The sequence below is a fragment of the Rhodospirillales bacterium genome (genome assembly GCA_016872535.1).
Classification (GTDB): domain Bacteria; phylum Pseudomonadota; class Alphaproteobacteria; order Rhodospirillales; family 2-12-FULL-67-15; genus 2-12-FULL-67-15.
This window is the reverse complement of the sequence record VGZQ01000017.1, coordinates 14,583-26,640: the sequence shown is the minus strand read 5'-3', so window position 1 is coordinate 26,640 and position 12,058 is coordinate 14,583. Positions and strand designations below refer to the sequence as shown.

Genomic DNA, 12,058 nt, shown 5'->3' with positions numbered 1-12,058 from the left:
TCTCAGCCGCCGTTGGCGTTGGTTCCGTCCGCGCCGTTCAATTCGGCCTTCGCCGCTGCGACGCCCTTGCGCGCGAGCGCGTCGGCGCGCTCGTTCTCGGCGTGGCCGGCGTGTCCCCTGATCCAATGCCAGTCCACGTCATGGCGTTCGAGCGCGGCCAAAAGTTTTTTCCACAGGTCCTCGTTCTTGACCGGCTTCCTGTCGGCGGTGCGCCAGCCGTTCGCGCGCCAGCGCGCGATCCAGCGGGTGATGCCGTCCTTGAGATAGAGACTGTCGGTATGAAGCCGCACCCGGGCGCCGCGCTTCAAGGACTCGAGCGCCGCGATCGCGGCGGTCAGTTCCATGCGGTTGTTGGTGGTCGAGGTTTCCCCGCCGAACAATTCCTTTTCGCGGTCGCGCCAGCGCAACAACGCGCCCCAGCCGCCCGGCCCGGGATTGCCGCTGCACGCGCCGTCCGTGAAAATGTCAATAATGTCGTCCGGCTTGGCACTCATTTGAGGCCGTATTCGCCCGCGCTCTTCACGCCCTGGTGAAAGCGGAGCTTGTCCCAGTATTCGATCGGGTTCTTGCGCGTGACCAGCGCGTCCTTGGGCGTATAGACCCAATCGTGCAGCCGGGTGAGCAGGAAGCGGAGCGCGCTGCCGCGCGCGAGCAGCGGCAGCGCCTCGATTTCCGCGTCCGAGAACGCGCGTTCCTTGCGGTAGCTGGCGAGCAGCCGGCGTGCCTTGGTGACGTTGAAGCTGTTGCCGCGTTCGAAGCACCAGGCGTTGAGGCAGATGGCGACGTCGTAGGCGAAGGCATCCCAACAGGCAAAATAGAAATCGATCAACCCCGACACCCGGCCGTGATGGAAAAACACGTTGTCGGGAAAGAGGTCGGCGTGGATTACGCCTTGCGGCAGATCGCGCGGCCAGCGCGCCTCGAGATGGTCGAGTTCGGCTTGCAACGCGCGCGCGAGCCCGGTGCGGACCTCGTCGGCGTGGGGCAAACACTTGTCCAACAGGCCCCGCCACGCGCCGATGCCGAGCGCGTTGGCGCGGCGAAGCCGGAAGTCCTGGCCGGCGACGTGCAGACGGGCAAGCGCGCCGCCCAGTTCGGCGCAGTGCGCGGCCTCGACTTTACGCGGCCACATGCCTTCGAGGAACGTGACGACGGCGGCGGGACGCTTGGCGAGCCGGCGGAGCGCCTTGCCGTCACGCCCCTTCACCGGCACCGGGCACGGCACGCCCTTGGCCGCCAAGTGTTCCATCAAACCGAGAAAGAACGGCAGGTCCTTGGGCTCGACCCGCTTTTCGTAAAGAGTGAGAATGTAGGTCCCGGCTTGGGTCGCGAGCAGGTAGTTGGTGTTTTCCACCCCCTCGGCGATGCCCTTGCACGATTTGACCTCGCCGATATCGTATTCGGCGACAAAGGCCGTCAAATCCCTGTCGGAAACCTCGGTGTAGACGGCCATGGCCCCGCGTCCTCGGACTCAGCGAACCCGCGAGCCTAGCGCCGGGCGGGTTAAGAGCATGTATACCGCCGGAACCATATATAATGGCCATATATAACAATGGCCGAATCTCCGGTTAGCCGGTCGTCCGCCCCATGCCGTTCCCCGCCCGCCCCTCCATCCTCCCGACCGTCGCCGTCGCGCTGCTCGCCGGCGCCCTCGCGCAACCGGTGGAGGCCGCCCGGCCGGAGCCGCCGACGACAATCCTCGGCGCGCCCGACAACGGCTCCGCCGTCAAGCCGTCCGACCTGATCTTACGCATCCAGCGCGCGCTCGCCGCCATCGGGCTCTACGAAGGCCGTACCGACGGCCGCATGAACCCCGAAACCGAAGCCGCGATCCGCAAGTACCAGCGGACGATCGGCGTGCCCGAAACCGGCCAGGCGAGCGATGCGCTGGCCGAACGTCTCGACACCGGCGATCGGGTCAACGAACTGCTCGGCAAGCTCGAAAAGGCGCGCGAGGACAACATCCGCGCCGCGCGCGAAGCGCTGCTCGCCAATCCCGCCACCCGCGACCTCATCGTCGACGAGATCGCCGAAAAGAGCGATCCGACCCGCGACGTGGCGCCGTGCCTGGAAAAGCCGACGCCGCGCTGTCTCCTGGCCGAAGCGGTGGAAAGCTCGAAGGGTGTCGCCGACAAGGAAATGCGCGACTGGTCGCTCGGCGAAATCCTGGCGGTGCAGGCGCGCGGCGGATTCGCCGACGGTGCCCGCGACACCGCCCGGCGCATTCGCGATCCGCGCCTGATCATGGTCGCCTTGCGCGACATCGCCGAAGCGAAGGCCCAGGGCGGATTCGGCCCCGAGGCGACCGCCGCCGCCGAGGCGATCCCCGATCCGAAAAAGCGGGCCGAGGCGCTGGCCGCGATCGCCGATATATTTGCCCGAACGGAGAAGACCGCCGAGGCCCGCGACGCCGCGCGTCGCCTGGAAACCGAAGCCCGGTCGCTAGAAGCACCCGTGAGCAAAGTGAATCTGCTCGTGCGCGCGGCGGTCGCGCTCGCCCGCGCTGGCGAACAGGCGGCCGCCGACCCTCTGATCGCCGAGGCCGAAACCGCCGCCCGAGCCCTTCCGGACGCTTCGGCCGGCAACGCCCTCCGCTACGTGGCGGGCGGATTTGCCGATCTGGGTCGCACCAACGACGCGCTCCGCCTGCTCAAGGACATTCCGGAAAAATCCGAACACACCTCAGTTCTGGTCGCCGCCGTTGTTCAGGCGGCGCGCGCCGGCGATGTCGCCACCGCGCACGCGCTGGCCGCCACCATCGGCGAAGCCCACCATCGCGCCGGCGCGCTCGCGCCGGTCGCCGTGGCCCAGAACCGCGCCGGCGACCGACGGGCGGCCGCGGCCACGCTGGCCATCGCCGTCGCTGAAACCGACCGCATCGCCTTTCCGTTCGCCAAGTCCTTCGCCCTCAGCCGCCTTGCCCTCGCTCACGGCGAAGTCGCGGATGGCGCGACGAATGCGGCCGTCCGGCGCGCCACGCGGGCCGAGGCGGTCGCGTTGGCCGAACAGATCGCCGACGATTCCCTGCGCGCGCAGGCGCTATGGACTTTCGCCGCTAGCGCCGATCGTCATGGCGACACCGCCCAGGCCGATGCGATCAAGGAACGCGCCGACCGCGCCACCCGGGACATCAAAAGCCGCCTCGACCAATCGTGGATGCTGGGCGAGATCGCCCTCGCGCGCGCCCGGCGCGGCGAAACGGACTTGGCCCGGGCCGCCTTCCGGCGCGGCCTCGACATCGCCGCCGGCATCGACAACGCCTGGGGGCGCGCGCGCGCGTTCGCCCGATTGACCGCGATCCTGATGCAGATCGAGCGCTGAGCGCGGCCGGCAATCGCCGCTTGTTCGCGTCCCGGCGCTTGGCTACAGTCCGGCGAGCCCCGCAAACCGCCACTCGGGATCCTTGCGCGCCATGAGCCAGTCCGACCAGCCCGTCGTTCCTCAGAAAAAGCCCTATGCCGTTCCGGTCGAGGCCGGCAAGAAATATTTCTGGTGCGCCTGCGGCCGCAGCAAGAATCAGCCGTTCTGCGACGGCTCCCACGCCGGCACCGTTTTCCGGCCGATCCAGTTCGCCGCCGACAAGACCGAAACCGTCCATTTCTGCGGCTGCAAGGCGACCAAAAACCGTCCTCGCTGCGACGGCTCCCACAACAAGCTGTGAAACCCTCCCGCGCGACCGCACGGACCGTCGTCCTGGCCGGTTGCGCGGCGCTGCTGTCGGCGTGCGGCGTTTTTACCAAGAAGGAACCGCCGCCCGGTCCCTGCGCGCGCGCCATGATTCTCGCCGACGCCGAACAGCTGACCCAGTTCCGCGACGGGCCGGGACGCGACATCCTCGACGTATCCTACAGCGGGCGTCTGAGCCGGGTGTTCGCCGACTGCGAGTATCAAATGAACAAGGACCGCACCGGCGTCATGCAGGTCCGGGTTTACCTCGCGATCGACGCCGAGCGCGGACCGGCCAACACCGACCGCGTCGCACCCTATCGCTATTTCGTGACTCTGATCGACGCCGACCGCGAACCGCTGGCGAAAAACGTGTTCGATCTCGCCGCCCGCTTTCCGGGCAACGTCACGCGCATGACGCTCACCGACGACACGGTGGAAATGAAAGTGCCGATCGCCGCCGGGCAGAGCGGAAAGGATTTCACGATCCTGGTCGGATTCCAGCTGACCGAGGACCAACTCGACTACAATCGCCAAGCGCGAATCGCCAGGGAACGCGCCCGTTGACCCCTCCCCGAGGGGGTGGGTTGCATTTCCTACCCGCGGGTCTACACTTTCATCCGAAGTTCTCTCGCCACGCTGCCGCGGGAGAGTTCGCCGGTCCCCGCCCGCAGGCGGGTGCCGTCGGCGCCGAAGGAGCAACCACCCCGGAACCTCTCAGGCTTCAGGACCGCGGCAGTACGTGAGACTCTGGAAAGCGGAACCGGCGCGCCTTCGGGTCGACGGTTCTCACCGAAGATGTAACCGGCCCCGATTTCCGCGCCCACGGCGCGCCCGGCCGGGAATCTTTCAGGTCCAATGACAGAGGGGGAATCCGGCGCGGATGGCGCGAATCCGCCCCCCGGATGACCCCGGCCCTTCGCGCGATTCGAGGGCAACCCCTTGTCCACCGACGCCGCGACCGAACCCGCCAAGCCGACGCCGCTGGAACGTCTCCATCGCGCGCTGAACGCGAAGATGGTCCCGTTCGCGGGCTACCTCATGCCGCTCCATTACGCCGACGGCATTCTGACCGAACACAATCACGCGCGCGAAGGCGCCGCCGTGTTCGATGTCTCGCACATGGGCCAAGCCCGCCTCGTCGGCAAGGACGCGGCCGCCCTGCTCGAAACCCTGGTGCCGGGCGATATCGCCGGTCTGGCGCCCGGGCGCATGCGCTACACCATGCTGACCAACGATGCGGGCGGAATCATCGACGACCTGATGGCGACCCGCGCCGCCGATGGTATCGCGCTGGTCGTCAACGCCTCGCGCAAGGACGTCGTGTTCCCGTACCTCGCCGAACGTCTCGCGGGCCGCGCGCGGATCGAGATCGTCACCGATCGCGCGCTGATTGCGTTGCAAGGCCCGCGCGCGGCGGAGGTTCTCGCCCAGTTCGCGCCGGAGGCGGGCGCGCTTTCCTTCATGTCCGGCGCGGAGATGACGGTGGCGGGCGTCGCCGGGTTTGTCACGCGCTCGGGCTACACCGGCGAGGACGGATTCGAGATTTCGGTGCCGGCCGATCGGGCCGAGGCGCTCGCCCGCCGCCTGCTCGACGACCCCCGCGTCAAGCCGGTCGGGCTCGGCGCGCGCGATTCGCTCCGGCTCGAAGCCGGGCTCTGCCTTTACGGCCAGGACCTCGACGAAACCACGACCCCGATCGAGGCCGGTCTCGCCTGGACCGTCGGCGCTCGCCGGCGCGCGGAAAAGAACTTTCCCGGCGCCGACGTCATCGTCCGCCAGATCGCCGAGGGCCCCCGGCGCCTCCGCGTCGGCATCCGCCCCGAAGGCCGAGCGCCGGCCCGGGCCGGGACCGCGCTTGTCCGCCCCGACGGTTCGAGCGCCGGCGCCATCACCAGCGGCGGCTTCGGCCCGACCGTGGGCGGCCCGGTGGCGATGGGCTATGTCGCCGCCGATGCCGCCCGCCCCGGAACTGGCCTCGACGCCATCGTGCGCGGCAAGCCGCTGCCGGCGCGCGTTGTCTCACTACCCTTCGTTCCGCACCGCTATCACGTCACCCGCCCGCGCAAGGAGAACCGCCCATGACCGTCCGCTTCACCAAGGATCACGAATGGATCAGAGTCGAGAACGGCATCGGCGTCGTCGGCATCACCGATTACGCCCAGAAACAGCTCGGCGACATCGTGTTCGTCGAACTGCCCCAGGTCGGCGCCAAGGTCGCCAAGGGCGCGCAAGCGGGGGTGGTGGAATCGGTCAAGGCGGCGAGCGAGGTCTACGCTCCGGCCGGCGGCGAAGTCGTCGAGATCAACGGCGCGCTCGCCGACAACCCGGCCGCCGTCAACAGCGCCGCCGAAAGCGGCGGCTGGTTCTACAAGATCAGACTCGCCGACGCGAAGGACCTGGACGATGCCATGGACAAGGCGGCCTACGACGCCTACGTCGCGGGGCTCCACTAACATGCCCGCGCCCCGAACGCCCTCGCCCCGCCTCGCCGATCTCGGCGACACCAACGATTTCGCTTGCCGCCATATCGGCCCGAACGCGGACGATATCCGCGCCATGCTGGCGGAACTCGGCTACGATTCGCTGGCCCAACTCGCCGAGACCGCCATGCCGGAAACAATCCGCACCGGCGGCGTGCCGCCGTTCGCGCCCTTGAGCGAGGCCGACGCGCTCGGCGCCCTGCGCGGGTTCGCGGCGCGCAACCGCCTGCTCAAATCGATGATCGGGCTCGGCTATTCCGGCACGGTGACGCCCGCGGTGATCGTGCGCAACGTGATCGAAAATCCCGGCTGGTACACCGCCTATACCCCTTATCAGGCGGAAATCTCGCAAGGCCGGATGGAAGCGCTGCTCGCTTTCCAGCAGATGACTGTCGATTTGACCGGCCTGCCGGTCGCCAATGCCTCGCTGCTCGACGAGGCGACCGCCGCGGCCGAAGCCATGACGCTGATGAAGCGCGTCGCGCGGAGCGCGAGCAAGGTCTTGTTCGCCGATGCCGCCTGCCATCCGCAGGCGTTGGCCGTGGTGCGGACGCGCGCCGAGCCGCTCGGCCTTTCGGTCGAAATCGGCGATCCGGCGCGCGATCTCGACCCGGCGCGGGTGTTCGGCGTCCTGCTCCAGTACCCCGACACCACCGGCGCCGTGCGCGATTGGCGCGGCCTCGCCGACAAAATCCACGCCGCCAACGCCCTGCTCGCGGTTGCGTGCGATCCGCTCGCGCTCGCGCTTCTCGTGCCGCCCGGGGAATGGGGGGCGGACGTGGCGGTCGGCAGCTTCCAGCGCTTCGGCGTGCCGATGGGATTCGGCGGGCCGCACGCCGCCTTCATGGCCGTGCGCGAGGAGCATCGCCGGCAAATTCCCGGCCGCCTGATCGGCGTTTCGATCGACGCGCGCGGCAAACCGGCGTTACGTCTCGCGCTGCAAACCCGCGAGCAGCACATCCGGCGGGAAAAAGCGACCAGCAACATCTGCACGGCGCAGGTCCTGCTCGCCAACATCGCCGCGTTCTACGCGATCTATCACGGGCCCAAGGGAATCGCGCGCATCGCGCTCCGCGCCCACCGCCTGGCGGCGATCCTGGCCGCGGGACTCGGGAAGCTCGGGGTCAAGGTCGAGCACGAGGGCTTTTTCGACACCGTCGTCGCCCGCGTCGCGAACGCGGGTACCGTGATCGCCAAGGCGCGCGAGCTGGGGATCAACCTCCGCGATTTCAAGGACGGACGCATCGGCATATCGACCGACGAGACCACGACCGAGGACGACGTGGCGCGCGTCTGGGCCGCGTTCGCGGGCGGAAAGAAACCCGCGTTCGCGCCAAGCGATCTCGACGCGGCGACGGCGGACGCGATCCCGGCCGCGCTTCGCCGGGCGACACCGTTTCTCGCCCATCCGGTGTTCAATGCCCACCATTCGGAAACGGCGATGATGCGCTACTTGAAGCATCTCGAGGATCGCGACATCGCCCTTAACCGCGCCATGATTCCGCTCGGCTCGTGCACCATGAAGCTGAACGCGGCGGCCGAGATGCTGCCGATCGGCTGGCGCGAGTTCGCGGGACTGCATCCGTTCGCCCCGCTCGACCAGGCCGAGGGCACGTTGGCGATGATCCGCGATCTGGAGAAACGGCTGTGCGCGTTGACCGGCTTCGCCGCCGTTTCGCTGCAACCCAACGCCGGATCGCAGGGCGAGTACGCGGGCCTGCTCGCGATCCGCAAGCACCACGCGGCGCGCGGGCAAGACACGCGCGACATCTGCCTGATTCCGGCGAGCGCGCACGGCACCAATCCGGCGAGCGCGACCATGGCGGGCCTCGCCGTCGTCGTGGTCGCGTGCGACGCGGCCGGCAATATCGACCTCGGCGACCTCGCGGCCCAGGCGGCCAGGCACCGCGACCGCCTTGCCGCGCTGATGGTCACCTATCCCTCGACCCACGGCGTCTTCGAAGCCGGCATCCGCGACATCTGCCGCATCGTCCACGACGCGGGCGGGCAGGTTTACATGGACGGCGCCAACCTCAACGCGCTGGTCGGGTACTGCCGTCCGGCTGATCTCGGCGCCGATGTCATGCACATCAACCTGCACAAGACCTTCGCCATTCCGCACGGCGGCGGCGGGCCGGGCGTCGGGCCGATCGGCGTCGCCGCGCATTTGGCGCCGTATCTGCCCAACCATCCGCTGGTGCCGGAGGCCGGCCCGGCCACCGGCATCGGCCCGATCGCGGCGGCGCCGTGGGGCTCGGCCGGGGTTCTCTCCATCAGCTGGAGCTACATCGCCATGATGGGGAGCGACGGCCTCAAGCGCGCGACCGAGGCCGCGCTGCTCGCCGCCAACTATGTCGCCAAGCGCCTCGCCGGCCATTACCCGGTTCTCTATACCGGGCGCAACGGCCTGGTCGCGCACGAGTGCATCCTCGATACCCGGCCGTTGAAGGAGACCAGCGGCGTCGGCGCCGAGGATATCGCCAAGCGCCTGATGGACTACGGTTTCCACGCGCCGACCATGTCGTTCCCGGTGCCGGGTACGTTGATGGTCGAGCCGACCGAGTCGGAGCCGAAGGCGGAACTCGATCGCTTCGTGCGGGCGATGATCGCGATCCGCGAGGAAATCGCCCGCGTCGAACGCGGCGACTGGCCGCGCGCCGACAATCCGCTGCACCACGCGCCGCACACCGCCGACATGATCGCGGCCGAGGCGTGGGCGCACCCCTACAGCCGCGAGATCGCCGCGTTCCCGCTCGCCGAACTCAAGGCCGGCAAGTACTGGCCGCCGGTGGCGCGCGTCGACAACGTCTACGGCGACCGGCACGTGGTGTGCGTCTGCCCGCCGATCGAGGCCTACCAAGACGCAGCGGAGTGAACGGCCTTACAGGAATCCGCCGCTCGGGCCGCCCTTGTCGGAATCGGCGCCGTCGATCGCGCCGGTGATCGCGCCGTCGCCGAGACCGCCCTGCTCGTTGCCGAACAGGTTCTGGACATAGCTGAATTCCTTGCGGAAGCCGCGCCGCTCGAGCAGCTTCTTCTGCGCTGCCTCGGGAAAATCGGTGAACATGATCACGCCCTTTTCGATCAGGACGTCGATCAGGTCCTCCATCACGCGGGCGAGCGCGAGGTCGGACTTTTCCAGCTTTTCGCGCTGTTCCAGCTCGGGGTGGGAGCGGAAGATGAATTCCTTCAGCGCCGGGTCGTCGGGAGCAACCTCGACTGCGCCCTCCACCGGCTCCGCGAACACGGAAACGATATGGTTGTTTTCGTCGAGCTGGACGTACGGCATCGGCCGGCCCCTGGCACCAATAACCAACTCAGTCTAACGGACTTTTCGGGGCCTGGCAAAACTCAGGCGACGGCGTCGATTTCGTCGAACAGGACCGATATGTCGGGCACCTTGACGGTTCGCCCGGAAAAATAGGCGACGCCGTCGTCCTCGAACTTGCGGATGGCGCGCGACATGGTTTCGGGGCGCACCCCGATCATCGCCGCCATGTCCTGGCGCGACAGCGGCAATTCCAATTTGAGCGCGCCGTCCTTTTCCTCGGCGGCGAAGCGGTCCTTGAGCACCAGCAGAAGATGGGCGAGGCGGGCGCGGATATCGAACGAGGTCGATTGCAGGAATTTGTCCTCGGCCGCGTTCAGACTTTCGGACATGGTCTTGAGAAACCGGAGGCCCAGTTCGGGCTTAGATTCGATCAGTCTGCGCGCCACGACCTGCTCGACGAAACAGATCACGCTCGGTTTCAATACTTCGGCGCCGAGCGCGTGTTCCTCGCCGGCAAGAAAGGCGCGATAGCCGATGGTATCCCCAGGCTGCGCCAAGCGCACCAGCACCGAATTGCCGTCGGCGCCGACCTTGCGCAAGCCCACCAATCCCGACCTGATGCAATAGACGCCCTTGCACGCATCGCCCTGGTGGTAAAGCACGTCGCCGGGGGCGTAATCGCGGTCGATCTTGGCGTCGTCGATCAGCCTGAGGTCGGCGTCGGACAGCACGCACCATTCGCTGCGGGCGTGAGCCTGACAGGCGAAGCAGTTGCCCATTCGGCCGCCGGTACGTGGAGATATATCGCCGTCACGCGTGGCCATGCGTACTCCGCCTCGCTTGGGCGCCCCGCTCTCCCGATTTTACGGGGGGCCTTGGGTAAAGTTTAGGTTTGCCGGCCGGGCAATACAACCTCGCGCTCCGGAAAACCCATAAAATATTGACAAGAATCAAGGCCGAATTATTTCAGGGCGCTAGTGTCCGCGCCGGGATCGACGGGTTTGGGCGCGTGTAAGAAAAGCCCGAGTCCGGCGATGGGAGATCGGACCGCTCGCTTACCGCGGCATCGCACGATGACCGACGACGACACTATCCAACAGGCGGTGCGTAAATTGCTCGCCCGCTACGGCAAGGACGCTCCCCGGCAGGCGGAGCTGCGCGCCGAAGAGTTGCGCGCCGCCGGCGACGCCGAGGGCCACGCCATGTGGCGGGCCATCGAACGCGCGGCGAAGAAGGCGCTCAACACCCCGTCCGGTTCGGTGCATTGAGGATCATCAGCTGTCCAGGCTCGGGTGCGTTTCGGCGAAGGCAGACATGCGGTTGGCGCGCACCGACAGCGCCGCGAGGTTCGGAAAGTCGGCAGCGGCGAAATGGCCCGCCAGCATATTGCCGAGAAAGTCCCAGGTCGCCACCGCCGACACGTCGGCTTGGGTGAGTCGGCCAAGCGCGATCCATTCCCGACCCGTGCCGAGAATCCGATCGAGCGTAGAAAGTCCGGCGCGCGTTTGACCTTTCAATTTCTCCGCCCACTCGGGAAAAATCAGGTGTTCGGGCCGGCGCTGCAGTTCGTAGGCGAGCGCGACCGCCTTCTCGACCGCGCCGATGGCGAGCGCCACCCCCTTCAGCACCTCGCGCCGTTCCGCGCCCTGGGGCGGCACCAGCGCACGCGCGGGCCCGGCGCGTTCGTCGAGATAATCGAGGATCGCCGCGCTGTCGATCAAGGTTTCGCCCGAATCGAGAACCAGCGCCGGCACCCGGCCGATCGGGTTGACCGCGCGGATCGCCTCGCCGTCGGTAATGGTCGAGAGCACCCGGCGCTCGTAGGGGAGTCCGTAGATTTTCATGCTTGCCGCGACGCGGCGGACGAAGGGCGAGCGGTAGCGGCCGATGAGGATCATGGGTTCTCCGTTGCGTTGAGATCGGCAATTTCCAAGACGAGTTTTCGGAGCACGGTTTCGGGGAAACGCGCGCGCTCGCGCGCGACCGCGATGAAGGCGCCGGCGCCGCCGATCACGTCGCGCTCGTAATGCTCGGCCAAGGTGACGCCACCCGGGCCGCGCAACGCTCCGCCCGCGGTTTCGATCACCAGCGCGTTGATGGTGATGCCGCGCGCCACCGTCTCGCGCCGCACCTCTTCCAGCGGGCGGCCGCCGATCTGCGGCCCGTCGCCCGAAACGTCGATCACCCGGCGGGTTCCCTTGTAAGCGTTGGCGTCGATCAGGCGGGCGGAAAAATCGATCGCGTTCGAGATCGAGTTGTAGCCCCAGGCGGCGCGCGGCGATTCGACCAGGGTCTTGCCAAAGGCGCGGGCCGAGGCCTCGTCGCGGATCACCGTCCAATCGGCGATCACGTGCTGCGACTGCGGCGCGCCCCATTCGATGTAAGCGACCGCGATCGCCTTGTGAAAGCCGGACTGGATCGCCGCCAGCACGCGCGGATGCGCCAGCGCCTCGGCGTAGCCTTGGCGCTGGAACCTCAGCTCCTCGTCGTCGATCGAGCCGGAGCCGTCCGCGGCGAGCACCAGTTCGAGATCGACCGGAATGTCGGCCGCCCGCGCCGGTGCCGACGGAACGAACGCCGCCCCGATCGCAAGCGCGACCGCCGGAAGCCAGTGCAATCCGCCGCGGCTGGTCATCGG

Annotated in this window: 13 protein-coding genes and 1 riboswitch; of the genes, 7 read left to right on the top strand and 6 right to left on the bottom strand. The window is 68.0% G+C overall.

Annotation, left to right across the window (positions count from 1 at the left end; all coding sequences use genetic code 11):
• Positions 1-2 precede the first annotated feature (2 nt).
• A complete protein-coding gene (gene rnhA / locus FJ311_05180; GenBank protein ID MBM3950828.1) occupies positions 3-494 on the bottom strand; it encodes a ribonuclease HI in 492 nt (163 codons plus the stop codon).
• Entirely contained in the window at positions 491-1,453 is a 963-nt protein-coding gene (locus FJ311_05175) for a homoserine kinase (GenBank protein ID MBM3950827.1), read from the bottom strand. The genes rnhA and FJ311_05175 overlap by 4 nt, the downstream gene beginning before the upstream one ends.
• 134 nt (positions 1,454-1,587) lie before the next feature.
• Between FJ311_05175 and FJ311_05170 the strand changes: the two genes are divergently transcribed.
• From FJ311_05170 to gcvP, 6 genes are all read left to right on the top strand, one after another.
• Positions 1,588-3,321 carry a hypothetical protein gene (locus FJ311_05170; protein ID MBM3950826.1) on the top strand — a complete coding sequence of 578 codons (1,734 nt, stop codon included), beginning with the start codon at positions 1,588-1,590 and terminating at the stop codon, positions 3,319-3,321.
• Positions 3,322-3,412: 91 nt separating this feature from the next.
• Positions 3,413-3,661, top strand: a complete 249-nt coding sequence (locus tag FJ311_05165) for a CDGSH iron-sulfur domain-containing protein (protein MBM3950825.1) — start codon at positions 3,413-3,415, stop codon at positions 3,659-3,661.
• Positions 3,658-4,233: a hypothetical protein gene (locus FJ311_05160; GenBank protein ID MBM3950824.1), complete on the top strand. Its 576-nt coding sequence runs from the start codon at positions 3,658-3,660 to the stop codon at positions 4,231-4,233. Before FJ311_05165 ends, FJ311_05160 begins: the two co-directional genes overlap by 4 nt.
• 68 nt (positions 4,234-4,301) lie before the next feature.
• Positions 4,302-4,409: riboswitch (glycine riboswitch) on the top strand.
• A gap of 199 nt (positions 4,410-4,608) precedes the next feature.
• Positions 4,609-5,751 carry a glycine cleavage system aminomethyltransferase GcvT gene (gcvT, locus tag FJ311_05155; GenBank protein MBM3950823.1) on the top strand — a complete coding sequence of 381 codons (1,143 nt, stop codon included), beginning with the start codon at positions 4,609-4,611 and terminating at the stop codon, positions 5,749-5,751.
• Complete coding sequence (gene gcvH / locus FJ311_05150; protein ID MBM3950822.1) at positions 5,748-6,122, top strand: glycine cleavage system protein GcvH; 375 nt, start codon at positions 5,748-5,750, stop codon at positions 6,120-6,122. The genes gcvT and gcvH overlap by 4 nt, the downstream gene beginning before the upstream one ends.
• A 1-nt stretch (position 6,123) precedes the next feature.
• Complete coding sequence (gene gcvP / locus FJ311_05145) at positions 6,124-9,024, top strand: aminomethyl-transferring glycine dehydrogenase (protein ID MBM3950821.1); 2,901 nt, start codon at positions 6,124-6,126, stop codon at positions 9,022-9,024.
• 6 nt (positions 9,025-9,030) lie between these two features.
• On the opposite strand, the gene FJ311_05140 is transcribed toward gcvP, so the two are convergent.
• Both FJ311_05140 and FJ311_05135 read right to left on the bottom strand, forming a co-directional pair.
• Complete coding sequence (locus FJ311_05140; protein ID MBM3950820.1) at positions 9,031-9,438, bottom strand: hypothetical protein; 408 nt, start codon at positions 9,436-9,438, stop codon at positions 9,031-9,033.
• A 62-nt stretch (positions 9,439-9,500) separates the two neighbouring features.
• Complete coding sequence (locus tag FJ311_05135; protein MBM3950819.1) at positions 9,501-10,244, bottom strand: Crp/Fnr family transcriptional regulator; 744 nt, start codon at positions 10,242-10,244, stop codon at positions 9,501-9,503.
• 249 nt (positions 10,245-10,493) lie between these two features.
• On the opposite strand from FJ311_05135, the gene FJ311_05130 reads away from it, so the two are divergent.
• Positions 10,494-10,688: a hypothetical protein gene (locus tag FJ311_05130; protein ID MBM3950818.1), complete on the top strand. Its 195-nt coding sequence runs from the start codon at positions 10,494-10,496 to the stop codon at positions 10,686-10,688.
• A 6-nt stretch (positions 10,689-10,694) separates the two neighbouring features.
• Here FJ311_05130 and FJ311_05125 read toward each other — a convergent pair whose 3' ends face one another.
• Both FJ311_05125 and FJ311_05120 read right to left on the bottom strand, forming a co-directional pair.
• Positions 10,695-11,318: a glutathione S-transferase family protein gene (locus FJ311_05125; protein ID MBM3950817.1), complete on the bottom strand. Its 624-nt coding sequence runs from the start codon at positions 11,316-11,318 to the stop codon at positions 10,695-10,697.
• Positions 11,315-12,055, bottom strand: coding sequence for a DUF1194 domain-containing protein (locus tag FJ311_05120; GenBank protein ID MBM3950816.1), 741 nt, complete (start codon positions 12,053-12,055; stop codon positions 11,315-11,317). The genes FJ311_05125 and FJ311_05120 overlap by 4 nt, the downstream gene beginning before the upstream one ends.
• Between the last annotated feature and the right edge of the window lie 3 nt (positions 12,056-12,058).

What these genes read in the sequence shown, in the direction of transcription:
- FJ311_05165 (MBM3950825.1), top strand. Translation starts at nt 3,413, where the DNA reads ATGAGCCAGTCCGACCAGCCCGTCGTTCCTCAGAAAAAGCCCTATGCC.
- FJ311_05175 (MBM3950827.1), bottom strand. Translation starts at nt 1,453, where the DNA reads ATGGCCGTCTACACCGAGGTTTCCGACAGGGATTTGACGGCCTTTGTC.
- FJ311_05140 (MBM3950820.1), bottom strand. Translation starts at nt 9,438, where the DNA reads ATGCCGTACGTCCAGCTCGACGAAAACAACCATATCGTTTCCGTGTTC.
- gcvP (MBM3950821.1), top strand. Translation starts at nt 6,124, where the DNA reads ATGCCCGCGCCCCGAACGCCCTCGCCCCGCCTCGCCGATCTCGGCGAC.
- FJ311_05130 (MBM3950818.1), top strand. Translation starts at nt 10,494, where the DNA reads ATGACCGACGACGACACTATCCAACAGGCGGTGCGTAAATTGCTCGCC.
- FJ311_05135 (MBM3950819.1), bottom strand. Translation starts at nt 10,244, where the DNA reads ATGGCCACGCGTGACGGCGATATATCTCCACGTACCGGCGGCCGAATG.
- FJ311_05125 (MBM3950817.1), bottom strand. Translation starts at nt 11,318, where the DNA reads ATGATCCTCATCGGCCGCTACCGCTCGCCCTTCGTCCGCCGCGTCGCG.
- FJ311_05120 (MBM3950816.1), bottom strand. Translation starts at nt 12,055, where the DNA reads ATGACCAGCCGCGGCGGATTGCACTGGCTTCCGGCGGTCGCGCTTGCG.
- rnhA (MBM3950828.1), bottom strand. Translation starts at nt 494, where the DNA reads ATGAGTGCCAAGCCGGACGACATTATTGACATTTTCACGGACGGCGCG.
- FJ311_05170 (MBM3950826.1), top strand. Translation starts at nt 1,588, where the DNA reads ATGCCGTTCCCCGCCCGCCCCTCCATCCTCCCGACCGTCGCCGTCGCG.
- gcvH (MBM3950822.1), top strand. Translation starts at nt 5,748, where the DNA reads ATGACCGTCCGCTTCACCAAGGATCACGAATGGATCAGAGTCGAGAAC.